Source organism: Vibrio pelagius (genome assembly GCF_024347575.1).
Classification (GTDB): domain Bacteria; phylum Pseudomonadota; class Gammaproteobacteria; order Enterobacterales; family Vibrionaceae; genus Vibrio; species Vibrio pelagius.
In genome coordinates, this window is the sequence record NZ_AP025503.1 from 411672 (window position 1) to 437260 (window position 25589).

Consider the following 25589-nt stretch of genomic DNA (forward strand, 5'->3'; position numbering starts at 1 on the left):
AGCTTCTCGTATCTCGTATCTCGTATCTCGTATCTCGTATCTCGTATCTCGTATCTCGTATCTCGTATCTCGTATCTCGTATTTATAGTGCTTTCTGTGTGAAGAACTTCTTATCCTCCCAGCGTAAGATGGTGAGTTCTCCTCCCCATACACACCCGGTATCCAAGCCAATCACATCTTTACCTTGATAGCCTTCTAGTGCTGCCCAGTGGCCAAACAGTACCGTTTTATCGAGTTGTTTACGCTGCGGCAGGTTAAACCAAGGAATAAACTGGTTATCTGACACCTCTTTTGGTGGGAGTTTACATCCCATATCCAAACGCCCATCTGGGAAGCAAAAACGCATGCGGGTAAAGCTGTTAATGGCATAGCGATAGCGTTCGATTTTTTCTAAATCCTTGCTCCAGAGATCGGGAGTGTTGCTGTACATATTCTCGATCAGCCAAGGCCATTTGTCTGACTGGAGGAGTTTGCTTATCTTGTCACTCTCTTTACGAGCGCGCTTTAGGCTCCATTGAGGTGAAATACCAGCATGGGCCACCACAAATTCATCGTGCTCTTGCATTAGTGGCTGTTGTCGCAACCAACTCAGTAGCTCTTCTCTGTCTGATGCATCTAGAATCGGTTGAGTCTTGTCTTTCGCTTTAGCAGGGAATAAGCCTTGAGACACGGCAAGTAAGTGTAAGTCATGGTTACCTAACACCACCTTTGCAGAGTTGCCAAGATCGCGGATATATCTCAATGTTTCTAATGACTTGGGGCCACGAGCGACCAAGTCTCCCGCAACCCATAAAGTGTCTGTGCTCGGGTTGAATTGCACCTGTTCAAGAAGCTGCTTAAATTCATCAAAGCAGCCTTGGATATCTCCGACAATATAATTCGGCACGTTATTTCCTGTTCAATCTATGGGAGAGGGTTAGTTAAGGATATTAGGGATAGCTAAGCGAAACGGTTCAATCTCAGCAATAAACTCCGCTCCTTTGCTGTCAGTCATAACGTAATGCCCTTGCATTACACCGACAGGGGTTTCGATGACAGTTCCACTGGTGTAAGTGTATTCGTCACTGGACTCAATAACTGGCTGTTGACCGACCACACCTTCTCCCTCAATAGAGAGCTGTTTTCCGTTTGAGTCGGTGATCAACCAACGTCGAGAGAGCAGCTGAACAGTCTCTTGGCTGAGGTTTTTGATTGTGATGATGTAGGCGAAGACGTAGCGGTTCTTAGTTGGCTCTGATTGGTCTTCTATGTATTTAGAGTGGACTTGGCACTTAATACAAGGCGTTGATACATCCATATTCGCACCTTTTTGTTATTGTTCAATCTAGAGTATTACATAAAAAAGAGGCTCCTAACCGCAGCTAGGAGCCTTTTTATCTATTTTGTTGCGTTGTGGTTGTCGTATAACCAGTTCGCCATATCCACGAATTGCACCAGAGTCAGGTTTTCTGGACGCATGCTCGGATTGATGTCCAACTCTTCCAGAACCTCTTTGCTAATCAAAGATTTGTAGCAGTTACGGACTGTTTTACGACGCTGGTTAAAGCCTTCACGACATACGCGATCTAGCCACTTCAGGTCTTTAGCTGGGTACGGAAGCTCTTCGTATGGTTGAAGACGAACTACTGCTGAGTCTACTTTCGGTGGCGGAACGAACGCTGTTGGTGGCACTTCAAGCACTGGCGTAACTTTACAGTAGTACTGAGCCATCACTGTTAAACGGCCATAAGCTTTGCTACCCGGTCCAGCTGCTAGACGGTTTACCACCTCTTTTTGAAGCATAAAGTGCATGTCTTTAATGTCTTTATGGAATTCAAATAGGTGGAACATTAACGGCGTAGAAATGTTGTACGGTAGGTTACCGAAGATACGCAGTTTATTGTTTGGCTTAACGAGCTGATCGAAGTCGAACTTCATCGCATCGCCTTCGTGGATCGTCAGCTTATCCGCTAGGTCTGGATGAGTGCGTAAGCGTTCTGCTAGATCTCTATCGAGTTCAATTACGGTGAACTTATCCACCAGCTTGCCGACTGGCTCTGTGATTGCACCTAGACCAGGGCCAATCTCTACTAGGTTTTGTCCCGGTAGTGGATTAATGCTCGATACGATCCCGTCGATAATATACGGATCGTTTAGGAAGTTTTGACCAAAACGTTTACGCGCTTTGTGCCCTAAGTGGACATCATTTCTCATTGTTTTTTCTCTACTAATTCAATGGCGTGCGTGAGCGCTGTTCTAAAGCTCCCTGTATCAGCTTGGCCTTTCCCTGCCAAATCTAAGGCGGTGCCATGATCGACCGATGTACGGATAAATGGCAAGCCAAGCGTGATATTCACTGAGCGACCAAAGCCTTTGTATTTTAGTACAGGTAGAACTTGGTCGTGATACATACCTAAAACAGCATCTGCATCTTGCAAATATTTTTCATTGAAAATGGTGTCTGCTGGTAATGGACCAATCAGGTTTATGCCATCTTCTTGGCGAATTTTTTCGAGCGTTGGAGTGATGGTTTCAATCTCTTCACGTCCTAAACAGCCATCTTCGCCGGCATGTGGGTTTAGTCCACATACATAAATGTTAGGTTTCTCAATCGCAAATTTCTCAACGAGATCTCTATTTAGAATTTCGATGATTTGCGCAAGTCTGTCTTCGGTGACGGCTTGGGAAACATAGGCTAAAGGAATATGCGTTGTGACAAGCGCAACACGTAATCCTTCGGTTGCCAACATCATTACAACTAATGGTGTGTTGGACTTCTCAGCAAAGAACTCAGTGTGACCGCTAAACGCGACCCCAGCACGGTTAATTACCCCCTTATGAACAGGGCCGGTGACAATAGCATCAAATTCATTATTCATACAGCCCATTGCGGCAGTTTCTAATGTATTTAATACATAATGACCATTGGCTTCGTTGAGTGTGCCTGCAATCGTAGGCTCTGCCATTGGAATATGGTTAACCACTAAGGTTCCGGCTTGCTGAGGTTGAGGTGCATCTTCACTATTGTAGTCGAGTAGCTCAACGTTTAAATTGAGGAGTTTTGCGCGTTCAGCCAGCATCTGTTTATCCGCACATACCACCAATTGATGTGGCCAGCTCTCTTGAGAGAGAGCAAGCACTAAATCTGGCCCGATACCGGCAGGTTCACCTGCTGTTACCGCAATTCTTCTAGTTGTCATCTTGCTCTTCCTCAACCATCTCTACAAAAGCGCTTGCTCGAACCTCTTGTAGCCAAGCGCCCGCTTCTTCATTGAACTTGCGATTGAATAGAATCTGGTAAGCTTTGTTTTTAAGCGCTGAGTCGGTGCGGTCTACTTCACGGCGATCAAGAACTTCAACAATGTGCCAACCATGAACGGTTTTAAATGGCGCACTGATATCGCCTTCAGGCAGAGTCTCAACCTGATGTTTAAACTCTGGTACGTACAGGTCTGGAGTTTGGTAGCCCAATTCACCATCTTGAACTGCTGAGCCTGGGTCTTGGCTATATTGCTGTGCTAATTCACCAAAGGTTGCTTCACCTGCTTTGATGCGACGTGTGATGTCGAGCAGAAGCTCTTGCGCACCTTCATCGCTCAAGATAACCGTTGGTTTGACTAGGATGTGTCGCGCATTGACTTCGGTTACAGCGACGGTTTCTAGACCTTTTACATCTTCGATTTTTAGAATATGGAAACCCACACCACTTCGGAACGGGCCGATGATGCTGCCTTTATTCTGAAGTTTGATTTGGTCTGCAAAGATTGTCGGCATCTCTTCCTTACGCATCCACCCCCAATCACCGCCTTGCAGTGCTTTAGGACCTTTTGAGTAAGTGTAGGCCATGGTGCTGAAATCTTTACCTGAGTTCAGCTCTTCAACAAGCTCATTGGCTTGTGCTTCTAGTTCTTCTTTGGTCTGATCATCGTTAAAACGAAGCTGGATGTGACCAATCTTATATTGAACCGTTGCATTGGTTTCTTGCGCTAGGATGTCAGCTAGGTTGTCGACTTCTGCAGGTAGAATGTTGATTCGACGACGTACCAACGCATTGCGTGCTTCACTCGCGGCAATCTCTTTTCTTACCTGTTCGCGGAATGCGTTGTAGCTTAGACCTTGTTCAGCTACGGAAGCGGTGAGCTGCTCTATAGTCTGGTTGTTGTCTTTAGCGATACCGGCGATAGCTTGATCAAGGCGGCTATCGTCAATACGCACACCAATGCGCTCTGCTTCTTGAGTTTGAATGGTGTCGATGATCAGTTTCTCTAATACCTGATCTTTTAATACCTCTTGAGAAGGAAGAGTTTGACCATTTTTCTTAGCATTGGCGCGCAATGTTTTCATCGATGCGTCGATATCACTCTGTAGGATAACGCCCTCATTTACGATGACTTTTACTTTGTCGAGCTCTACTGGAGCAGCGTGGCTTACTGAAACAGTACAAACAGTAGCAAGCGCGATTAATGTGTGTTTCCACAGTGTCATGTGTTGTCCTTTCTATTTACCGGTTTAACACCAATAAAATCTAAATTAGTTATTTAAGAAGAATGGGCGGCCATACTCTAATGAGTTACCCGAACTATCAAAGCCAGTGGTGTTGGAGCCTGTGCCTGCTGCTGTGCCGAAACCAACAATACCGAAGTTGATACTGAAGTTATTTTCGTAAACAGGATCGGCGTTGACATCGGCATAGCCCGTTCCTGTCCAGCTTCGTAGCTCGTTACTATAGGTCACGCCCACATACCAACAATCGTCTTTGTAACGAAGGTTGGCGAGCCACTCGATAGCGATGTTTTCATTCATATCATGGTAGTACTGAGCACTTGCATACCATTTCGGTGAGAACTGGTAGCCCGTTACTAAGCCAGCTTGAGAAATACCCTCACGGGTGATCTCATCAATATTAGTGATGGTATCGCCTACATTATCTTCAATATACTCTTTGGTGACATAGCGATAGTTAGCTTGAACAAAGCCGTTTTCATCGATGCGGTACTCAATTGTACTATTCGCTAACTGCATATCGCCTGCATCAATGTCGTATTGAACACCACCGTGATAGAAGAGGTAATCATCATAGTTAAAGTCGATCTCAACAGCCCATGATGAGTAGTTAGAACGAGCCTCTTCTCCGACGGTTGCATCTGGGTTTTTGGTGTCTTTATCGATGAAAAAGATCTGACCAAAAGAGATATTGAGACGCTCTTTGTATTCATCGTCAAAGAAACGTGACGATGCACCATAGCTCAATTGGTTTGCTGCTGCGATACGATCAACGCCGCTGTACTTACGACTGCGGAATAGGCCGTAATAGTCAGTTTGCAGAAGGGTTGTGTCATACAAGCCAATCTCACTTTGGTCTTGCTCTGGTACATAGAGATATTGAACTTGCGGTTCAAGAGTCTGGGTATAGCCAGTGACAAGGGTGGTATTTCGCTCAAGAATGATGCCAGCATGACTTCTAAACTCAGGGATCACTCGGCTGACGGTCTTTTCTAAACCAGAAAACTCACCGCTTGTGGTATCAACACCGTTAAGGTCTTGGCTGTAATAAGTTCCAAGCAGGCGTGCCTCCGTTGTCCAAGAACCCCAAGTGTTACTCAGAGGAACCTTAATGCCTGGCTCAATATGCGCTCGAGTGGCGGAAGGTTTACCATTTGCCTCGGTCTCAAAGCGAGACACGTGACTGATAACATCCATTTCTACAGTGTTCCACAGTATAGGTGCGTAGTAGTTGAATTTGACCTGCGGCATTAGCTGGTATGGTTGGTTTTCACCTTCGGTCAGTACTTGGAAATCACGCACTGCCAGTGAAGCATCCCAATTTAAAGAGCGATAAGCGACGGAACCCGACTGTAAAAGTTGGCCATCTTCTCGGTTACCAATAGCCGAGTCGACATCCGTGAAGTAATCTACGTCACTGACCTTTGCGTAATCGACGTCAAACTTCCACGCTTCTTTGTAGATACCATTAAACTCAAACTGGCCGCCCCATCGACTGCCTTTCTCTTTGAATTTGCTGTCGTTATCTAAATACTCAAATGTGACGGTACTTTGACCAAACTGACTTAAATGGCGGAATTCATTATTCAGCTGAGTGCCACGCTCAGACATGTATTTCGCGGTAGTTTGAAGGTCGTAATTTGGTGCAATGTTCCAGTAAAACGGTATTTCTGTTTCGAAACCGTCGCTTGAGCCGTAAGAGAATGTTGGGTAAAGAAAACCGGTTTTACGACTCTCACCTACTGGAACCGTTAAGTATGGCAGGTAGAAAATAGGAACGTCTAATACCTCGAAACGAGGATTGACGAAAGTGGCGCTCTCTTCGTCTTGATCAAGTTCGATATTAGAGGCTTTCAGACGCCACGACTTGTCACCTGGAGGGCAAGAGGTAATGGTTCCATCTTCCAGCTCGTAGACGGCTTTACCCGTGCGAGCAATATACCGCGCATCACCACGACCTGACTCACACAGCATCTGATACTGAGTGTTTTCCAGCTCAAACTCATTGGTAGTGAGGTTGTTGGTCACTTTATCTGATGTGGCTTTGAACTGACCATCATTGAAGGTCACATTCCCTTCTGCGACAACAATGTTTTCTTGCTGGTGTAGGGTGACCGTCTCAGCTTCAATGGTTTTGATGCCTTGAGTCACTTTTACAGACCCTGAGTAACTTGCTTTCTCACCGTTAACGGCTTCTAGGCGATCGGCCTCGACGTACGCCGGCTCATTGAGGTGTAAATCTTCAGATGGTGCGATCAAACATTGATCTGTAGAGGGCATTTCCTGCACACTATCATCAATTGTTGTTTCAGCTTGAGTTGTCGGCACAAATAACGCAGAGCTGATCGATGCGGCTAACAAGGTGCGGGAGAAACATTGCATGAAGTTGAACTATCCTGTGTCACTAGAAGGAGGGTTGATCTAGTATCAATCCAATTAATAAAGCTTTGTCCTTATGATAAAGGAAATCTTAGCATTCAGCACCATAAGACAGCAGTACTCGAATAAAATTCATAGATAGAGAACACATAATGCAAATATTTGGCAAAATTTTGGGCGCTTTTTTTGGTTTCTTGTTTGGCGGACCCTTGGGCCTAATTTTTGGTCTATTTCTTGGTCATCAATTTGATAAAGCGCGTCGTTTAAATCAGTCAGGCTTTAACACGTCGGGGTTTGGTAGTGGGCCAAGTCAGGCTGAGAAGCAACAGGAGTTCTTTAAAGCGGCATTCGCGGTTATGGGACACGTAGCGAAGGCGAAAGGTCAAGTAACACGTGAAGAGATCCAATTAGCATCGACAATGATGGAGCGCATGAATCTTCATGGTGAGCAGCGTATTGCCGCTCAGAATGCGTTCCGTGAAGGTAAAGAGAGCGACTTCCCACTGAAAGAGACGCTCGAGCGAGTTAAGATTTCATCGGGTGGCCGCTTTGATTTGCTGCAGTTTTTCCTTGAACTTCAAGTATCAGCAGCGTTTGCTGATGGCAGCTTGCACCCTAGTGAACGTCAAGTTCTGCATAAGATAGCTCAAGGTCTTGGCTTTTCATCGGAGCAGCTAGAACGTCGTCTACAAATGCAAGAAGCTGCATTTCGTTTTCAGCAGCAAGGTGGTAGTTTTGGTGGCGGTCATCATCAAGGGCAGTCTTCGGGCTGGCAGCAAGCGACTCAACAAGACCAACTGGCGGATGCCTTTAAAGTCTTAGGTGTCAGTGAATCCTCAGATGGTAAAGCGGTGAAGAAAGCCTACCGTAAGTTAATGAATGAGCATCATCCAGATAAGCTAATGGCAAAAGGTTTACCGCCAGAGATGATGAACGTTGCCAAAGAGAAATCTCAGGAAATTCAAAATGCTTACGATCTAATTAAGAAGGTCAAAGGCTTCAAATAATATCAATAGAGTCGCTCAGTACAGCGGCTCTTTTTGTGTAAAGGAATAGGTATGACAGTTGGTTATCAAGATGTTTTGGCGTTCTGGTTTGACGAATTAACCCCTCGAGATTGGTTCAATGGTGGCGAGGAAATAGATCGACAGATAACAGAGCGCTTCGCTGAGATTCACGCTGCGGCTGTGCAAGGCGAGCTATATACATGGCGTGAAAGCGCATTAGGGCGTCTGGCTGAAATCATTGTGTTAGACCAGTTTTCAAGAAACATTGGTCGCGATACGCCACAAGCCTTCTCAGCCGACCCGATGGCACTAGTACTTGCACAAGAAGCGGTAGCTGGTGGCTACGATCACCAACTCAGCGAACAGCAGAAAAGTTTCTTATACATGCCGTATATGCACAGTGAGTCGTTGATGATTCATGAGAAGGCGGTTGAACTGTTTAACCAAACGGGTTTGGAACATAACCTCGATTTTGAGTTTAAACATAAGGTGATCATTGAGAAGTTTGGTCGCTACCCACATCGTAATCAAGTGCTTGGACGCGTTTCAACGCAAGAGGAGCTGGCATTTTTGCAGCAGCCAGACTCCAGTTTCTAGTCTTATTAGTTATTCATTAAATCAAGTTACTTTGCTTGATTGAGCGCCCAATCATACTCGTAATCGATGTTTTTCACGTTTGATAGCGGTTGAGTACGATATTGGTTGAGGTGCTCGATGAGTTGCGCCTGAGTACCAAAATCGGCGATAAACCAGTCATAAATTGAAGAGAGTTGTAACTTATTCTGTAGAACCAAAACACCTTTGTCGCTGTTCACAAACTCGTGTGCAGCCCGCTCCAGTAGGGCTTCGGTGTTTTCAGCCGTAAACGCTTGAGTTTGAAGGTTAGGGCAACCTAAGCTGGCACAGTTGACGGCGTAATGTGTTCTAGGGTCTTGCCAAATTGGGCGTAAAATACGGTGCTCAATATCGTTCAGAGTCAGTGCTTTACCATTAATGGTAACGACTTCATCTCCCCACGGACCAAAACTGAACAAACCGCCGAGTTTGGTGATCGATTTGACTGGATAAGCATCTAAGATTAGCTCGACAGTGACCGCATTGTAGAGGTTTACCCAGTAGGCATATTGTTCTGCTCGAGATAATTGTCGAGGGTCAGTGGTGGCGAGTTGTCCAATATACTGTTTTAGCTGTGAGCGATCATTAGAGCTAACGGCTTGATAACGAACTAGATGGTTTTGTCCGTCGATCACTAGATAATCATCAAGAAACTGCTGCCAAGTAGCATGAGAAATGGTGCCACTATTTGACTCATTACTTTGATCCCAATATGACCACAGTTCTGATTTTGGCGCTGAAAAAGCCAGTGAAGAAAAGAGTAGGCTAATAATTAGAAGTAGGTTTTTCATAAATGTTCTCCCTAATGACATCTATAAGACCTTGGCTACCCACACTTTCTTTCAACTTTTGCTAGTTTAAAGCCTAGGCATCAAAAAAGGCTGACTTAAGCCAACCTTTTGAGTGTTATCAGCAGATTCTAGCTTGCGTTAAGGTGTTACTTTAGAAAGCTAGGAATGTTTGCTTCATAGGCAGAAATTTTCTCTTCGTGCTGTAGCGTTAAACCAATGTTATCTAAGCCATTTAGCAGACAGTGGCGACGGAATTCGTCGATCTCGAAAGAGTACTCTTTGCCGTTCGCACGAACCACGTTCGCTTCTAGGTCTACTTCAACTTCAGCCCCTTCATTCGCTTCAACGAACTGGAAGATTTCATCGACTTCTTGCTCAGTTAGGCGCACTGGTACCATCTGGTTATTGATGGAGTTACCGTAGAAGATGTCGGCGAAGCTCGGAGCGATCATCGCTTTAATACCGTAATCCGCGAGTGCCCAAGGCGCGTGTTCACGTGATGAACCACAGCCGAAGTTTTCGCGAGCCAACAAAATAGAAGCGCCTTGATAGCGAGGGGCGTTCATTACAAACTCTGGGTTTGGTTGCTGACCTGCATCATCTAGGAAACGCCAATCATGGAAAAGGTGTTTACCAAAGCCCAAGCGAGATACTTTTTGTAGGAACTGTTTTGGAATGATGGCATCGGTATCAACGTTCGCAGCATCTAGAGGAACGACTAAACCAGTGTGTTGTTTGAAACCTGACATGTTAAATCCTCTAAATTAAAGTTCACGAATATCGACGAAGTGGCCAGCGATCGCAGCAGCAGCGGCCATTGCCGGGCTCACTAGGTGTGTACGACCATCACGGCCTTGGCGACCTTCGAAGTTACGGTTAGATGTTGATGCACAACGCTCTTGAGGACCTAAGCGGTCATTGTTCATTGCAAGACACATAGAACAACCAGGTAGACGCCATTCAAAGCCAGCTTCTTTAAAAATGACATCCAGCCCTTCTGCTTCCGCTTGCGCTTTAACTTGTTCAGACCCAGGAACGATCAGAGCCTGTACATGAGATGCGACTTTACGACCTTTCGCTACCGCTGCAGCAGCGCGCATGTCTTCGATGCGAGAGTTAGTACAAGAACCAACAAATACTTTATCAACGTTGTATTCAGATAGAGATTTACCTGCTTCTAAGCCCATGTAAGCCAATGCTTTTTCAGCCGACGCTTTTTCAACTGGGTCAGAGAAGCTGTCTGGTGATGGGATAGGCGTATCAACCGAGATAACTTGGCCTGGGTTAGTACCCCAAGTCACTTGTGGTTTGATATCTGCAGCATTTAGGGTAACAACCGCATCAAACTCTGCGTCGTCATCGGTTTTCAGTGTGTTCCAGTACTCAACAGCCGCGTCAAAGTCTTCACCTTGTGGCGAGAATTTACGGCCCTTGATGTATTCGTATGTGGTTTCGTCAGGTGCGATAAGACCCGCTTTGGCACCGAGTTCAATCGCCATGTTACAAACCGTCATACGACCTTCCATCGTAAGATCGGTAATGGCTTCACCGCAGAACTCAACAACATAGCCTGTACCGCCAGCAGCCGTTGTTTCACCGATGATCGCCAATACGATATCTTTAGCGGTAATGCCTGGAGCGACTTTGCCTTTTACTTCGATTTTCATGGTTTTAGCGCGAGCTTGCTTTAGCGTTTGAGTTGCTAGCACGTGCTCTACTTCTGAAGTACCGATACCAAAGGCCAGTGAACCAAATGCGCCGTGTGTCGCTGTGTGCGAGTCACCACAAACGATGGTCATACCCGGTAGCGTAATACCCAATTCAGGGCCCATTACGTGCACAATACCTTGGTATTTGTGGTTCAAGTCGTAAAGTGTAACGCCAAACTCTTCACAGTTTTTCGATAGCGTTTCCATCTGGATACGAGCCATCTCACCTGATGCATTGATGTCTTTCGTTTGGGTGGATACGTTGTGATCCATGGTCGCGAAAGTCTTACCAACTTGGCGAACTTTACGTCCCTTTTCACGAAGACCATCAAAGGCTTGCGGTGATGTTACTTCGTGTACTAGGTGGCGATCGATGTATAGGATTGGGTTTTCACCCTCAGCTGCAACGGCAACGTGCGCGTCGTAGACTTTTTCGTATAAGGTTTTGGCTTGCTGGTTTGTAGACATAGCTTGTTCTTCCTTGGGAGCATTAATCCCAGTGCTTATTTCAGCTCACCGCTTTGCAGTCAGTGAGCCGATATTGTTCTTATAGAGTGTTGCGTGATCTTACGCTTCTAGAATGTACTGTGCGATCTTATCGCCCATCTCTGAAGTGGTGAGTGCCGGTTTGTCACCAGCAAGATCAGCGGTTAATTCACCTGCAGATAGCGCTTTTGATACTGCCGTCTCTATCGCTTGTGCTGCCTCTTCTTCACCTAAGCTGTAACGCAGCATCAATGCTGCAGACAGGATTTGAGCGACTGGGTTTGCGATGTTTTTGCCTGCGATGTCAGGTGCACTGCCGCCTGCAGGCTCGTATAGACCGAAGTTGCTTTCGTTTAAGCTAGCAGAAGGTAGCATGCCCATAGAGCCGGTGATCATTGCGCACTCATCTGAGATGATGTCACCAAAGATGTTCGAGCAAAGCATCACGTCAAATTGAGACGGGTCTTTGATAAGCTGCATCGTCGCGTTATCAATGTACATGTGGTTTAGCGTTACGTCTGGGTAATCTTTTGCTACTTCTTCGACAACTTCACGCCACAAGATAGAGCTTTGTAGAACGTTCGCTTTGTCAATTGAGTAGACATTCTTGTTACGGAGACGAGCAGATTCAAAAGCGATTTTAGCGATACGCTCGATCTCGTAGCGGTGGTACACCTCAGTATCGAATGCTTTTTCATTGGCGCCTTCGCCTTCACGGCCTTTTGGTTGACCGAAGTAAATACCACCCGTTAATTCACGAACAACAACGATGTCGAAGCCGCGATCAGAGATGTCTGCACGAAGTGGTGAGAATGACTCTAGACCTTTGTGGATCTGTGCTGGGCGTAGGTTACAGAACAGTTGGAAGTGTTTACGTAGAGGAAGTAGGGCACCACGCTCTGGCTGGTCGTTTGGTGGAAGGTGTTCCCACTTAGGGCCACCGACAGAGCCGAACAATACAGCGTCAGACTCTTCACACCCTTTAACTGTTGACTCCGGTAGTGGGCAACCGTGGTTATCGATCGCGATACCGCCGACATCATACTCTTCACGTGCAAAGCTAATTGCATGTTTCTTTTCAATAGCGTCTAACACTTTATGTGCTTGTTGCATTACTTCTGGGCCGATGCCATCGCCAGGTAGTACGGCAATTTTGTATGATTTGTCAGTCATGTTAATCCTTTAATTTCTTCGAGCTTGGAGGAGCGTTAATTTGTTTCCTAGCTCTCCTATATAAGAGAGCCAGAGAGTGATTCTGTTTATACGGTTTCGATTCGTTGCTGTTTCATTTCAGCAATCGTGTCTGCACGTTGAATGCTATTGATAACATGCAGTAGCGCTTGGCCAGATGCTTCTACGATATCGGTTGAAACGCCAGTACCGTGGTATTTGCGACCTTTGTAGTTAGCGATGATGTCTGCTTGTCCTAAGCCATCTTCCCCTTCCCCTTTTGCCGTTAGGTCGAACTTGTCTAGTACGATTTCGTAGCCAGTCAAACGGTAGATACATTGGTATAGCGCATCAACAGGGCCATTACCGACTGCTGCTTCACACTTCTCTTCATCACCACATTGCAGCTTGATGCTGGTGGTCGACATCACACTGCCAGATTGAACACTTAGGTAGTTCAACTTGTAGAAGTCATCTTCGTCGCGAAGGTTAGCGAAATGCATCAAGGCTTCTAAGTCGTAATCGAATACTTGACCCTTGCGGTCGGCTAGCTTCAAGAAATCTTCGTACAATGAATCTAGGTTGTACTCGTTTTCTTGGTAACCCATCGCATCCATGTGGCTCTTAACGGCTGCACGGCCACTGCGGCTGGTTAGGTTTAGCGCTTTATCTTTAAGACCTATAGACTCAGGAGTCATGATCTCGTAGGTATTTTTGTTCTTAAGCATGCCGTCTTGGTGGATACCCGAAGAGTGGCTAAAGGCGTTCGCACCGACAATGGCTTTGTTGTCTTGGATTGGCATGTGACATAGCTGACTCACTAGCTTACTGGTGCGGTGAATCTCTTCGTGTTTAAGGCCTGTATGAACGCCTAGCAACTCTTGACGTGTCTTGATGATCATTGCGATCTCTTCAAGAGAACAGTTACCCGCACGCTCACCAATACCATTGATCGTACCTTCAACCTGACGAGCCCCCGCTTGTACCGCAGCAATAGAGTTTGCGACTGACATACCTAGATCATCGTGACAGTGAACGGAGATGATCGCTTTGTCGATGTTTGGTACACGGTTGAACAGTGTTTGGATAATGCCACCGAACTCATTGGGTACTGTGTAGCCCACCGTGTCTGGAATGTTTATGGTTTTTGCGCCTGCATCAATCGCGGCTTCTACCATGCGACATAGGTTATCAATAGGTGTACGACCTGCATCTTCACAAGAGAATTCAACATCATCAGTGTAGTTACGTGCGTGTTTTACCGCTTTAACACCCATCTCAACCACGTCGTCGTAACTGCGACGAAGCTTGTCTTGTACGTGAACTGTAGAAGTTGAGATAAAGGTATGAATACGAAATGCTTCAGCAACTTTCAAAGCCTCCGCAGCTGCGTCAATATCTTTGGCAACGGCACGAGAAAGAGCACAAATACGGCTGTTTTTGATGTTCTTAGCGATGGTTTGCACTGACTCAAAATCACCCGGAGATGAAACAGGGAAACCCGCTTCAATAACGTCCACACCGAGTCTTTCAAGTGCATAAGCAATTTGTAACTTCTCTTTTACTGTCAGGCTTGCAGCTAGTGCCTGCTCGCCGTCTCGTAAAGTCGTATCAAAAATTATCACTTGATCGTTCATGGGTGCTTCCTTATATCGATATCGTATCGATTGCTATCCAAAATATTATTGAGAATGATGTTCTTTTAATGAGCTTAGTTACAAAAAAACCCGCTTAGCGCGGGTTTTAATATTTGTGCAGTTCTTGACCCACAACTTACCCACGCGATTGGTTCACGATAAGGAGAAGTTTCAGCAGTCGAGAAAAAGAAAACGTCATGGCACAAATATCCGTAAATAAACTGTTAACACCATATGTACCGTAATTTATTCTGAGCGTCAAACGTGAAAATCCAATATCGGTGTGCATCGTGAGCTTTTTCATTTTGTTTGTGCTTATTTTTGCTTGTTTATTGGTTTTTTATTTTGCTTATTTACTTTCGGGTTGCGCGGTTAGTTTATCGTTTGCATGATGTTTAGGTTATAACTTTGTACTAAATCTTTTTTACAGGGTGAATGACGGGAAAATAATTCAGACGCAAAACTTAATTAATCACTTGATTAAATAGTGAGTAATTATTCTTCACCACCCGTTTGAATATCACCCTATAATTAATCACACGATTAATTATAGGGTGATCGAAGAGTGGGACAAAAAGCGGGACGACCGCAAAAAAATCGAGAGGTGCGGCAACGCTTGATTGAACATGCGCGGGATCTGTTTGTCGTGCAGCCTTATGACAAAGTATCGACGCGGCTCGTCGCTGAGAGGGCTGGCGTTAATATTGCGATGATTCGCTACTACTTCGGCAACAAGGCGGGTCTGTTTGAAGCGATGTTGCGTGAAACTCTACGGCCAATGCAGCAGCAGATGCAAAAGCTCATTGATGAGAGTAACCACGATAATTTTCTCGACCTTATGCGTACCTACTACAAAGAGATGGCTAAGGTTCCAAAATTCCCTCGCTTGGTGGCTCAAGTGATGAATATGCCACCCTCTGAGGTTCAGCGAGAGCTGCTTGAAAAGGTGTTTATTGATATCGCTAAACCTGCCCAAGACGTGATATTCGAGAAGCTGATTGATCATGGTGTGCTGAGAAAAGATATGGATCCTAAATTATGTCGGATCTCGTATATCAGCTTAATGGTCTTTCCTTTTATCGCACCACCACCACTGCTTGCACTGCATGGCATTGAGTTAAATGAAGACTTCCTTAACCGTCTGATTGAACACAATATTAAACTAATGAGTGAAGGCTTTGTGAATCCAAGCAGCCCCTCAGAACTTCAGGACTAAATAGAATGAAAATAGGGAAAAAGTGGCTGTTCTTTCCAGCATTAGCGATAGGCATTGTCGGCTTAGTTGTTGCGATAAATCTCAAGCCTGATCTTCCAACCAAGCCTGCTGGAGATCGAGCCCGCTTAGTCGACATACAAGTGTTAGAGCAACAAGCTATCGCTCCCTTAGCAATTGGGTTTGGCAAAGTGGAGCCGAAAGTTGAGTGGAAAGCGATCGCGGAAGTGACGGGCAAGATAGTCTATCGCCATCCCGAATTGGAGAAGGGCAAAGTGATCCCTGCTGGTACAGAAGTGCTTAAGATTGATCCGCTCGATTATGAACTCAAATTGACCCAAGCTCAGGCCGACCTTAAATCTTCTCAAACCTCTTTGGCTAAGTTGAATCAAGAAGAGCAGAACCTAAACCAAACATTGAAGATCGAGAAAAACCGTTTAGTGATCAGCAATAAAGAGCTTAAGCGCAAACAAGATCTTCGTAAGAAAGGGTTAACCTCTCAGTCTGATGTTGATCTGCAAGAGCAGAGTGCGCTGTCGCAGCGCAAACTGGTCCTCGATATCGAAAATCAAATTGCGTTAATGCCTGATGAGAAGAGAGTCGCTGAGGCGGTGATCAAAGTGAATGTCTCTAAAGTAAGAGAAGCAGAGCGCTCTTTGGAAAAAACCACCATTACTCTGCCAAAAGCAATGCGTATCGCGCAGGTTGATATCGAGACCAACCAAGTGGTCAATCTTCAACAAACCATGTTTATTGCTCATGGTATTGATGTAATGGAGGTGGAGGCTCAGCTTTCAATTCACGATATGCAGACCTTGGCTTCGAGCTTAGGTGAATTCACTCGTGATGAGTCTGGTGTTCCTAACACCGATACTTCAGAAATCAGCGCTACGATTGAACTTAACAGCGGAAATTTAAATGCTGTATGGCCTGCACGAGTGGCGCGTATCAGTGAAACCGTGGATGAAAACCAAGCAACCGCAGGCGTCATACTAGAGATCCAGCAAGACTATGCACAACTTAATCCAAGTAGCTTGCCTCCTCTAGTAAACGGCATGTTCGTTAAAGCTTTGATTGAAGGGGCATCTAACCCTGCTTGGGTTGTACCAGAGCGAGCACTGCATGGCGATACTCTGTACTTAATGAACAGTGAGCAGCGCTTGAGTATGGTTCAGGTGGAAGTTTTATACCGCCGTGATAATCAGGTCGTGGTTCGTGGAGATCTCAAACAAGGGGATAAGTTAATCCTCAATGATGTTCTTCCAGCCATAGAGGGTATGCTTCTGAGAGAAGCTGGCGATGATTCGGTCTCGAAGCAGGAGAGCGATTCATGATCAAGTTTTTCTCTCGACACCCAACCGCAGCCAACCTACTCATGCTGGGATTGCTGGTGCTGGGTTTTACCTCGCTCTCCAACATTAAGCGAGAAACCTTTCCTGAGTACGATCCTCCATACATCATGGCGGGTATTGTTTACCCCGGCGCTTCACCACAAGAGGTGGAGGAGAGCTTATGTATTCGTATGGAAGACGCCGTTGATGGTTTGGCGAACATTGAAGAAACGCAATGTGAAGCTATTGAAGGTAGCGCGCGACTGATCCTCAAACTCAATGAGAAAGCGGATATTGGTCGTATGCTGGTGGACGTACAGACTCAGATTGATTCGATCAACGATTTCCCTTCAGAGATTGAGTCTCCTGTCGTTCAAGAGCTTGATTGGAATGAGCCCGTGGTTGATGTGGCAATCACTGCAGATACTACCTGGCCTGAACTCAAAGCTTATGCTGAGCAGTTAAAGCGCACCATGAAGCTCGACTATGGTGTCTCGTTGGTCGAGGTGAGCGGTTTTTCTGATCACCAATATCGTGTTGAGCTGGATACCCAAGCCATTCGTCAGTTGGGGCTCACCGTCAATGACATCGCCGAGCAGATTGGGCGTCAAAACGTTAAGCTGCCAAGTGGTAATGTCGAAACACCGGATAAAAACTTCCTGATCCGTTTTGATGAGCGTCGAGTAACGCCACAAGAACTCGAAAGCATTGTGGTTGGCTCTGCGCCAAACGGCTCTGTGATTCGCCTGCGAGACATTGCAACCATCACAGACCGATTTGAATTGGATGAACAGAAAGTACTGTTTGATGGAAAGCCATCGGCTCTGCTTAAGGTCAGTAAAAACAAAGAAGATGATGCACTGCGTATCAAAGAGCGCGTGACTCAATTTGTTGAAGAGCAGAGTGTCATCGCTCCTGATGGTGTCACGCTGCAAATGACCAATGATCTTTCGTCTGTGTTGTGGGACCGTCTGACGATGATGGTGCGCAACGGCTGGCAAGGGATCGTATTGGTGTTTGCGACAATGTGGTTGTTCTTCAGCTTACGTTATTCATTTTGGGTTGCCGCTGGCCTGCCGGTTGCTTTTATGGGTGGTCTGTTCTTGATGGCGAACCTTGGGTTATCCATCAACATCATGTCACTGGTTGGTTTGTTGATGGCCATCGGTATCATGATGGATGACGCCATCGTGATCGCGGAATCGATAGCCTCACATCTCGATCGGGGACAGAAGGTCGATGATGCTGTCTACAATGGAGTGAAGAAAGTTCTGCCTGGTGTACTCTCTTCATTCTTAACGACAGTGTGTATTTTTGGCAGCTTGTTGTTTTTAGATGGCGAGATGGGGGCGGTACTAAAAGCGGTGCCTCAAGTCTTGATATTGGTACTCTCGTTGAGCTTGATTGAAGCCTTCTTGATCTTGCCAAATCACTTGTCGCATTCACTGCATAAGGAGAAACAAGAGAAGCCTGCTCTACGTTTTAAAGTTGTGCTATTGGAGAAATTTGAACATTTCCGCAACACCACTTTGATGAACATGGTTGAGCGCGTTGTTTCGTTTCGATACGCCTTTATGGGAGGTGTAGTGAGTTTGCTGCTCCTTGCGATCGCTTTGATTGCTGGTGGTATCGTTAAATTCCAGCCGTTCCCTGAATTAGATGGTGACATCGCTGAAGCTCGGGTGATTTTGCCGCCGGGTGCATCGCTGGCGCAAACTGAACGAGTTGTGGAGCATATCGTCTCTTCTGCCGAGCGTTTGAACTTGCAATGGAGTGATGAAGTTGAGGGCGGTAATACCTTAGTTGAACACATTACCAGCCAGTTTAATGCCAATGCGGATGCCAATGAATCCGGTCCACATTTGGCGACGGTACGTTTGGATCTGCGTGGTGCCGAAAGCCGAAATACGATTATCGATGACTTTATCGATGCTTGGCGTGATGATGTGGGTGAAATGGCTGATCCTATTTCTCTGGTATTCAAGCAGCCCACGATGGGGCCGGGTGGACGCGCGATTGAAATTCGGGCCAAGCACGATGATTTGCAAGAGTTGAAAGCGGCTTCGATTGATATCCAAGAGTATTTGAATCAGTTTGATGGAGTGCATGGCGTGCTTGATGACATGCGAATGGGTAAAGAGGAGATCTTAGTTAAGCTGAGACCGGGAGCAGAGACTTATAACGTCAACGGACAGATGATTGCGTCTCAATTGCGTGCGGCGTTCTTTGGACAAACTGCGGATGAGATTCAGGTGGGTGTTGAGAATATCTCCATTGAAGTGCGCTTGGACAAGCAGCAAGCGGGCGATGTTCAGCAACTGGCGAATTTCCCAATCATCACTTCCGATGGTAGTCAGATCCCGTTAGCGACCTTAGCGACCCTCGATTTTCAGCGAAACTATGTGCGAATCCAGCGTATTGATGGTCTGCGTACCATCAGCATCTTTGGTGATGTGAACAACAAAAAAGCCAGCTCGTCAGCTATTTTGGCGCAGTTTCAGCGTGATGAAGCGCCTAAGTTGTTAAAGAAATACCCTGGACTGCGTTTTGACTTTGAAGGTGAGGCGAAAGATGCCGCTAAGACGGGTGCGTCTATGGGGAAAGGCTTCTTACTGGGCTTGTTTGGCGTCTTTACCATATTGAGTTATCAATTCCGCAGCTACTTAGAACCTTTCGTGGTGATGCTAGCGATACCTTTGGCTTTTATTGGTGTCGTGGTCGGACACTGGTTGTTGGGACACGCTCTGAGCATGCCGAGTATGATGGGCTTCGTCTCATTAGCTGGGATCGTAGTTAACGACTCGATACTCTTGGTGCAATACATCCGGCACCATGTGGATGAAGGAGATAGCGTGCATGACTCTGTAGTGAAAGCGAGTCGTGAGCGTTTCCGTGCCGTGTTCTTAACCTCGATGACGACTGCGGCAGGTCTGTTGCCTCTGCTCACTGAAACCAGTTTGCAGGCTCAGGTTATACAGCCACTGGTGATTTCAATCGTGTTTGGTATCTTCGCTTCCACGCTACTGGTGCTGTTTATGATCCCTGCGGCCTATGCGATTTTGGCAGACTTTGGCTTAGTGAAGAAACATGAGCCTCTCACTATCTAGTGAGCAGCATATGAACATGAGAAGCGGCGTTTGAGCCGCTTTTCTTTTATACCAATCACAGTAAGTAAGTGATCAAAAATAGCGCAGGAAAAAGGCTTGAGAACAAGGCGGAATTTTTCGATAAGTAGTTATTCTACAATCAAAAATTCTAACGCAGTTCTCGAGCCTTTTAACAAGCTAGGGTGAGCAATTATTTACTACGATTGGTATTATCTATAATTCACAGCCTTGATGAATTACCACATGAATGAAATGTTCATTTTTTATCCGCAAAATCGTCACCATATTGTCATTTCTAACTTCTAACGTAATCCCAAAGCAATGATATAAGCTGAGGGAACACATGAGAACGATAGAACCTATTGTCCGCTGGGATGTGGCATTTTCTATGTTTTGCTTAAAGAGTCGTTATAGCAAGCAAACCGCGCAGATCAGTAAAGCAATATCTCACACTGGGGACGGACACCTATACCTTTTGTTTGCCATAGCTGCCTTGTTCTTAGATGAGCAAAGTGGCAAAGCGTTTCTTATGGTGGGCTTGGCGGCATTCGCCATTGAACTCCCCATCTATTGGTTGGCAAAAAATACCATCAAGCGCCGTCGTCCTGCCGAGTTCTCCACTTTCTTACACTCTTACATCGTGCCTTCTGATAAATATAGCTTGCCATCAGGTCATTCGGCGGCGGCTTTTGTTATGGCTACGGTCATTGGTCACTTTTATCCGCAGGTTTATTTGGTGAGTCTGGTTTGGGCAAGCCTGATCGCAGGTTCTCGCATCTTGCTCGGTGTTCATTTTCTTACCGATGTTTTGATCGGTGCGGCACTTGGTATTGCTTGCGCGAACCTTGCTCTAAATGGGCTGCTTTAGGCTCATCAACATTTCCTCCGATTCGAGAGTCTACAAAGGACCGAACATGAAAATACTTTATGGTGTACAAGGCACTGGTAATGGTCATATTGCCCGTGCTCGGGCGATGGCGAATGCTCTGAAAGCGAAGAATGTGGATGTCGACTTTCTATTCTCTGGCCGTGAAGGGGACAAGTACTTTTCAATGGAAGCGTTTGGCGACTACCAGACCCGCCACGGCTTAACTTTTTTCAGTGAACAGGGGCAGGTGAAGTATGGCAAAACCTTCCTCAAGAATAGCCTGTGGCGTCTTGGTCGTGAAATTGCCGAGTTGGATCTCTCACACTACGACTTAGTCTTGAATGACTTTGAGCCAGTGTCAGCTTGGGCGGCTAAAAAACAGAAAGTATCGTGTATTGGTATTAGCCATCAGAATGCATTTCGCTTCGATGTGCCCAAGAAAGGAGGGAACTGGATTGAGCGTTCTGTGATACAGCACTTCGCTCCAACGGAACACTCTATTGGATTGCATTGGTATCATTTTGAACAGCCAATTTTGCCTCCGATCGTATATACGCCGTCTAACCGTGAAAAGGCGTCATGCGCAGAAAGGAACGTTAATTTCAGCCTGGTGTATCTGCCGTTTGAAGATTTGGATGATGTGACAGACCTTTTGATTAAGTTCATCTCTCACCAGTTCATTTGCTATCACCCAGATGTCATAGAGCAGCGCATCGTTGAGAATATTGTGTTTAAACCACTGAGCCACGATGGCTTTCAAATCGACCTGCAAGGGTGCTCTGGTGTTATTGCTAATGGTGGCTTTGAGTTGCCCTCTGAAGCGATGACTCTAGGCAAGAAACTGTTGCTTAAACCACTGGCGGGCCAATTCGAACAACAGAGCAATGTGGCGACTTTAGAGGCGCTAGGTTTAGCTCAGATGATGAGCTTTCTTGACCCTGCTGCCCTGCGCAGTTGGCTAGGGGAAAAACAAGCTGAAATGGTCACCTATCCAGATGTTGCGAGTGCGATTGTTGAGTGGATTTTGGCGAAAGATTGGCACTGTCACGAGCAACTAAGAAGGCAGTTATGGGAGAAGGTCGACTTTCCTAGTTACGCTTCTATCACTTGATTCATAGGTGAGGTTTTTGAATGCTCCACCCTATCAATTCATAGGCTCAATCATTTGTAACAAATGTAACTGAATGATTGAGCTGTCAAATAAGTCGTAAGAAAACCCCAAAAATCGTTATTTTATGTTTTTTTACAAAACCATAAGTTAATGATATTAAAAGAATAATTATTCAGTGAGGTAAAATAAAATTATTCTTTATCAATCTTGTTGGTAGCGTTCGATTTATTGGTTAATAGTAGATGTTATCCGAAACACATCGGCCAGATAAATATAAAAACTAGTGGTTATCTATTCCCACACTATTACCAATTTAACGCTGTCATATCGACGAGAGGCAACTTGAATGTTAGAGAAAAAAGACGCAATGAGTGCTATTGCAAGCTACAGAATGGAAAGCACACTTCGTGGAGTAGACTTAAACCTGTTGACGGTTTTTGATGCTGTAATGCAAGAGCAAAATATTACCCGTGCGGCGCACAATTTGGGGATGTCTCAGCCTGCAGTAAGTAACGCTGTAGCACGTCTAAAAGTGATGTTTAACGACGAGCTATTTATGCGTCAGGGTCGTGGTATTCAACCGACTCAACGTGCTCGTCAGCTGTTTGGTCCAATCCGCCAAGCACTGCAACTTGTGCGCAACGAACTGCCAAGTTCTGTCTTCTCTCCAGAGTCCTCTTCTCGTCTATTCAAGTTGGCGATCTGCAGCCCTTGTGACATGCGTTTTGCACCTAAGATTATGTCGACGATCAATGAGCTTGCGCCAAGTGTTCAACTGCACATGGACGCGGAGTTCGACCGTCAACTTTCTGAGCGCATGCGTTACCAAGAGATCGACTTCGTTATCGATTACGCTCGTTTCGATGAGCAAGGTTTCTCAAGCACAGAGATCTTCCAAGATGAGCTAGTGGTTGTCGCTTCAGCTTCACACCCACGCATCAATGGGTCGGTTACTGAGTCTGAGCTTCTTGAAGAGAAGCACGCAAAACTGTCTCGCATTCACGGTCAACGCAGCTTCTCTGAGCAAGCATACCGCGACCTAGACTGTACGCCTTACTATGAAGGCACGAGCCTAAGCAACGTTTTATATGTTGTTGGTCAGTCTGAACTCGTTACGATTGCCCCTCGTTGGATGGTTGAGCATGCAGCGAATAAAGAGCAGTTACAGATTCTAGACTTCCCATTCGATAATGCGGCAATCTCAGGCTTCCTAAGCTGGCATGAATCAAGCGAAAAAGACAAAGGACACATTTGGTTACGAGATCAACTCATGATGATCTGTGGCGAAGTAGTAGCACTTAACTAATCGCTGAACACCTTGATTTATAAGCCCTGAGCTACTTTGCTAGTTCGGGGCTTTTTCATAACAGAACGCCGAACTTCGTTCATTTTTCAGAGTTAAGTTTACTATTACTGATAACTTTGAGCTCCGTCAGTTGCCTTTTCCATGATCAGAGGTACACTTGTGCGCTCAAAAAAGCTTACAGGTGTAAGCCAAAGGTAAAGAGATGGCCAATTTAGACTTTCATATCGTAAAACGACTTCGCGAGCAGATTGCTCAGGGCGGCAACCGCACGGCTTTAAAGCATAAAGTAAATAATGTTTGGCAAGGCATTAGCTGGCAGCAATTTGGTGAACAGATCGATAAGCTGTCACTCGCACTATTGGCTCAAGGATTGAGAATCCAAGACAAAATCGGTATTTACTCAAACAACATGCCTCAATGGACTGTGGCAGACTTTGCAGCTCTACAAGCTCGTCTTGTCACTGTGCCGATTTATCCAACCAACACGGCGGCGCAGTCGTCCTACATTGTTCAAAATGCAGACGTCAAAGTACTTTTTGTTGGTGAACAGCCACAGTTTGATGCAGCAATCAGCTTATTTGACGAATGTGAGCAGCTTGAAATCATCGTTGCGATGTCAGATGACATTGATACTCAAGGCTATGATTTTGCTATCTCTTGGCAAGAGTTCATCGAGCGTGGTCAACAAGCTCAGCAAGCGGAATTAGACGTTCGTCTTGCCGATGCGAATATGGATGATCTGCTGACTCTTATCTATACCTCTGGTACGACAGGTCAACCGAAAGGTGTCATGTTGGACTACGCTAATATTGGCTCTCAACTAGAAGGTCATGACGAGCGCTTAAGCCTAAGCAAAGATGATGTTTCCCTCTGTTTCTTACCGCTATCTCATGTATTTGAACGCGCTTGGACCTTCTATGTCCTTTATAAAGGTGCAACCAACTGTTACCTACAAGATACAATGCAGGTGCGTGACGCTTTAAGCGATGTGAAACCAACCGTCATGTGTGCTGTTCCACGTTTCTACGAGAAAATCTTCTCAGCGATTCACGAGAAAGTATCGAAAGCACCACTGATTCGTAAGGTTCTCTTTACTTGGGCTGTAAACATGGGCGCTAAATTGGCTGCATGTCACCAAGAAGGTCGCACACCTTCTCTAATGTTGAAAAAGAGCCATGCATTGGCAGATAAACTGGTGTTATCTAAACTGCGTGCTCTGCTTGGTGGAAACATCAATTTTATGCCTTGTGGTGGTGCGAAGCTTGACGAAACCATCGGTCGCTTCTTCCACGCAATTGGCATCAATGTGAAACTTGGCTATGGCATGACAGAAACCACAGCAACGGTTTCATGTTGGGATGACCGCTGTTTTAACCCAGATTCAATCGGTATGTCTATGCCGGGTGCGGAAGTAAAAATTGGCGAACAGAACGAAATCTTAGTACGTGGTCCAATGGTGATGCGCGGCTACTACAAAATGCCAGAAGAGACAGCTAAGACGTTTGACGAGCACGGCTTCTTGAAAACGGGTGATGCGGGGCATTTCGATGAGAACGGTAATCTATTTATTACCGATCGCATTAAAGAGTTGATGAAAACCTCTGGTGGTAAATACATTGCGCCGCAAGTGGTTGAGGGTGCTATCGGTAAAGACCACTTTATTGAGCAGATTGCCGTGATTGCTGATACACGTAAATTTGTTTCTGCATTGATCGTACCATGCTATGACTCCCTAGAAGAGTACGCGAAAGAGCTCAATATCAAGTACCACGACCGTGTTGAGTTGATTAAGCATCACCAGATTGTTGAGATGCTAGAAAAGCGCGTTAATGACCTCCAACAAGAGCTGGCTAAGTTTGAGCAAGTGAAGAAATTCAAACTGTTGCCAAAAGCCTTCTCTATGGATGCTGGTGAACTGACACCGACTCAGAAACTGCGTCGTAAAGTGATTAACGATAAGTATCAGGACGAAATCGAAGAAATGTACACTGAAAAGTCGAAAGATAAGTAATTTTATCTAAGTTAACTTTTTGGTTGTTTAAAAATCCCTCTAGACGTATATGGTGACGACTAGGGGGATTTTTTACGTCACGACATCAGGTAAATGTGCGTGAGAGCACATCTTTAGCGTGGTGTTCACACTGAAAAAAGAGTGGTTATGAAATATTTAGAGTTTTTTTAATCACTATGGTTGGTGATTTGTTCTGCATTAAAAGTTCATAGTGGTATTAGATGAGGTTTTCTCTCTAAAACATGGTTATATCGAATAATTGACTGTTGAGGGGTGTTAGACCCAATGATAATAAAACGTTACAGTTGTTTCGTACCACTGCTTGTTGTTATCACGACGAGCAGTCATAGCCGAAAAAGTGGAAGT

At 45.5% G+C, this 25589-nt stretch carries 20 protein-coding genes; 9 read left to right on the plus strand and 11 right to left on the minus strand.

From position 1 onward, the window contains the following. Positions 1-82: 82 nt before the first annotated feature. From vsple_RS01880 to lptD, 6 genes are all read right to left on the minus strand, one after another. Complete coding sequence (locus vsple_RS01880) at positions 83-886, minus strand: symmetrical bis(5'-nucleosyl)-tetraphosphatase (RefSeq protein WP_261882524.1); 804 nt, start codon at positions 884-886, stop codon at positions 83-85. A gap of 30 nt (positions 887-916) precedes the next feature. Beyond that, the gene (gene apaG, locus vsple_RS01885) at positions 917-1297 is read right to left on the minus strand and encodes a Co2+/Mg2+ efflux protein ApaG (RefSeq protein WP_255231531.1); all 381 of its coding nucleotides are present in this window, start codon (positions 1295-1297) and stop codon (positions 917-919) included. An 80-nt stretch (positions 1298-1377) separates the two neighbouring features. Then, positions 1378-2193, minus strand: a complete 816-nt coding sequence (gene rsmA, locus vsple_RS01890; RefSeq protein WP_032553036.1) for a 16S rRNA (adenine(1518)-N(6)/adenine(1519)-N(6))-dimethyltransferase RsmA — start codon at positions 2191-2193, stop codon at positions 1378-1380. Continuing rightward, entirely contained in the window at positions 2190-3179 is a 990-nt protein-coding gene (pdxA, locus tag vsple_RS01895) for a 4-hydroxythreonine-4-phosphate dehydrogenase PdxA (protein ID WP_261882525.1), read from the minus strand. The genes rsmA and pdxA overlap by 4 nt, the downstream gene beginning before the upstream one ends. Beyond that, positions 3169-4464 carry a peptidylprolyl isomerase SurA gene (surA, locus tag vsple_RS01900; RefSeq protein WP_255231529.1) on the minus strand — a complete coding sequence of 432 codons (1296 nt, stop codon included), beginning with the start codon at positions 4462-4464 and terminating at the stop codon, positions 3169-3171. Before surA ends, pdxA begins: the two co-directional genes overlap by 11 nt. 45 nt (positions 4465-4509) lie before the next feature. Continuing rightward, positions 4510-6864 (minus strand): LPS assembly protein LptD, encoded by a 2355-nt coding sequence (gene lptD / locus vsple_RS01905; protein ID WP_261882526.1) that lies wholly within the window; start codon positions 6862-6864, stop codon positions 4510-4512. 149 nt (positions 6865-7013) lie between these two features. Between lptD and djlA the strand changes: the two genes are divergently transcribed. Then, complete coding sequence (gene djlA / locus vsple_RS01910) at positions 7014-7868, plus strand: co-chaperone DjlA (RefSeq protein ID WP_261882527.1); 855 nt, start codon at positions 7014-7016, stop codon at positions 7866-7868. A 51-nt stretch (positions 7869-7919) separates the two neighbouring features. Continuing rightward, positions 7920-8465: a DUF924 family protein gene (locus tag vsple_RS01915; protein WP_261882528.1), complete on the plus strand. Its 546-nt coding sequence runs from the start codon at positions 7920-7922 to the stop codon at positions 8463-8465. Between the two features lie 26 nt (positions 8466-8491). Here the strand turns inward: vsple_RS01915 and vsple_RS01920 are convergent, their stop codons facing one another. From vsple_RS01920 to leuA, 5 genes are all read right to left on the minus strand, one after another. Further along, positions 8492-9274: a DUF547 domain-containing protein gene (locus vsple_RS01920; RefSeq protein WP_261882529.1), complete on the minus strand. Its 783-nt coding sequence runs from the start codon at positions 9272-9274 to the stop codon at positions 8492-8494. Between the two features lie 146 nt (positions 9275-9420). Next, positions 9421-10023, minus strand: a complete 603-nt coding sequence (gene leuD / locus vsple_RS01925; RefSeq protein ID WP_032553047.1) for a 3-isopropylmalate dehydratase small subunit — start codon at positions 10021-10023, stop codon at positions 9421-9423. A gap of 15 nt (positions 10024-10038) precedes the next feature. Continuing rightward, positions 10039-11451 (minus strand): 3-isopropylmalate dehydratase large subunit, encoded by a 1413-nt coding sequence (gene leuC, locus vsple_RS01930; RefSeq protein ID WP_261882530.1) that lies wholly within the window; start codon positions 11449-11451, stop codon positions 10039-10041. 99 nt (positions 11452-11550) lie between these two features. Then, a complete protein-coding gene (leuB, locus tag vsple_RS01935; protein WP_150870817.1) occupies positions 11551-12642 on the minus strand; it encodes a 3-isopropylmalate dehydrogenase in 1092 nt (363 codons plus the stop codon). A gap of 86 nt (positions 12643-12728) precedes the next feature. Further along, positions 12729-14276: a 2-isopropylmalate synthase gene (leuA, locus tag vsple_RS01940; RefSeq protein WP_032553051.1), complete on the minus strand. Its 1548-nt coding sequence runs from the start codon at positions 14274-14276 to the stop codon at positions 12729-12731. Positions 14277-14841: 565 nt separating this feature from the next. On the opposite strand from leuA, the gene vsple_RS01945 reads away from it, so the two are divergent. The 7 genes from vsple_RS01945 to vsple_RS01975 all read left to right on the plus strand — a co-directional run bounded on the left by vsple_RS01945 (position 14842) and on the right by vsple_RS01975 (position 25223). After that, positions 14842-15492: a TetR/AcrR family transcriptional regulator gene (locus tag vsple_RS01945; RefSeq protein ID WP_261882531.1), complete on the plus strand. Its 651-nt coding sequence runs from the start codon at positions 14842-14844 to the stop codon at positions 15490-15492. A 5-nt stretch (positions 15493-15497) separates the two neighbouring features. After that, a complete protein-coding gene (locus vsple_RS01950) occupies positions 15498-16823 on the plus strand; it encodes an efflux RND transporter periplasmic adaptor subunit (protein WP_261882532.1) in 1326 nt (441 codons plus the stop codon). After that, the gene (locus vsple_RS01955; protein ID WP_261882533.1) at positions 16820-19927 is read left to right on the plus strand and encodes an efflux RND transporter permease subunit; all 3108 of its coding nucleotides are present in this window, start codon (positions 16820-16822) and stop codon (positions 19925-19927) included. The genes vsple_RS01950 and vsple_RS01955 overlap by 4 nt, the downstream gene beginning before the upstream one ends. 343 nt (positions 19928-20270) lie before the next feature. Beyond that, the gene (locus vsple_RS01960) at positions 20271-20795 is read left to right on the plus strand and encodes a phosphatase PAP2 family protein (protein WP_261882534.1); all 525 of its coding nucleotides are present in this window, start codon (positions 20271-20273) and stop codon (positions 20793-20795) included. Positions 20796-20841: 46 nt separating this feature from the next. Then, positions 20842-21906: an MJ1255/VC2487 family glycosyltransferase gene (locus vsple_RS01965; RefSeq protein ID WP_261882535.1), complete on the plus strand. Its 1065-nt coding sequence runs from the start codon at positions 20842-20844 to the stop codon at positions 21904-21906. Positions 21907-22252: 346 nt separating this feature from the next. Beyond that, the gene (gene leuO / locus vsple_RS01970) at positions 22253-23212 is read left to right on the plus strand and encodes a transcriptional regulator LeuO (protein ID WP_255231516.1); all 960 of its coding nucleotides are present in this window, start codon (positions 22253-22255) and stop codon (positions 23210-23212) included. Between the two features lie 202 nt (positions 23213-23414). Continuing rightward, a complete protein-coding gene (locus tag vsple_RS01975) occupies positions 23415-25223 on the plus strand; it encodes an AMP-dependent synthetase/ligase (protein WP_261882536.1) in 1809 nt (602 codons plus the stop codon). The last annotated feature ends 366 nt before the right edge of the window (positions 25224-25589 follow it).

Bases quoted from the DNA above. Each gene is read 5' to 3' on its own strand.
- vsple_RS01975 (WP_261882536.1), top strand. From the start codon at position 23,415: ATGGCCAATTTAGACTTTCATATCGTAAAACGACTTCGCGAGCAGATT.
- rsmA (WP_032553036.1), bottom strand. From the start codon at position 2,193: ATGAGAAATGATGTCCACTTAGGGCACAAAGCGCGTAAACGTTTTGGT.
- leuO (WP_255231516.1), top strand. From the start codon at position 22,253: ATGTTAGAGAAAAAAGACGCAATGAGTGCTATTGCAAGCTACAGAATG.
- surA (WP_255231529.1), bottom strand. From the start codon at position 4,464: ATGACACTGTGGAAACACACATTAATCGCGCTTGCTACTGTTTGTACT.
- pdxA (WP_261882525.1), bottom strand. From the start codon at position 3,179: ATGACAACTAGAAGAATTGCGGTAACAGCAGGTGAACCTGCCGGTATC.
- vsple_RS01960 (WP_261882534.1), top strand. From the start codon at position 20,271: ATGAGAACGATAGAACCTATTGTCCGCTGGGATGTGGCATTTTCTATG.
- leuC (WP_261882530.1), bottom strand. From the start codon at position 11,451: ATGTCTACAAACCAGCAAGCCAAAACCTTATACGAAAAAGTCTACGAC.
- lptD (WP_261882526.1), bottom strand. From the start codon at position 6,864: ATGCAATGTTTCTCCCGCACCTTGTTAGCCGCATCGATCAGCTCTGCG.
- leuD (WP_032553047.1), bottom strand. From the start codon at position 10,023: ATGTCAGGTTTCAAACAACACACTGGTTTAGTCGTTCCTCTAGATGCT.
- leuB (WP_150870817.1), bottom strand. From the start codon at position 12,642: ATGACTGACAAATCATACAAAATTGCCGTACTACCTGGCGATGGCATC.
- djlA (WP_261882527.1), top strand. From the start codon at position 7,014: ATGCAAATATTTGGCAAAATTTTGGGCGCTTTTTTTGGTTTCTTGTTT.
- leuA (WP_032553051.1), bottom strand. From the start codon at position 14,276: ATGAACGATCAAGTGATAATTTTTGATACGACTTTACGAGACGGCGAG.
- vsple_RS01915 (WP_261882528.1), top strand. From the start codon at position 7,920: ATGACAGTTGGTTATCAAGATGTTTTGGCGTTCTGGTTTGACGAATTA.
- vsple_RS01955 (WP_261882533.1), top strand. From the start codon at position 16,820: ATGATCAAGTTTTTCTCTCGACACCCAACCGCAGCCAACCTACTCATG.
- apaG (WP_255231531.1), bottom strand. From the start codon at position 1,297: ATGGATGTATCAACGCCTTGTATTAAGTGCCAAGTCCACTCTAAATAC.
- vsple_RS01965 (WP_261882535.1), top strand. From the start codon at position 20,842: ATGAAAATACTTTATGGTGTACAAGGCACTGGTAATGGTCATATTGCC.
- vsple_RS01950 (WP_261882532.1), top strand. From the start codon at position 15,498: ATGAAAATAGGGAAAAAGTGGCTGTTCTTTCCAGCATTAGCGATAGGC.
- vsple_RS01920 (WP_261882529.1), bottom strand. From the start codon at position 9,274: ATGAAAAACCTACTTCTAATTATTAGCCTACTCTTTTCTTCACTGGCT.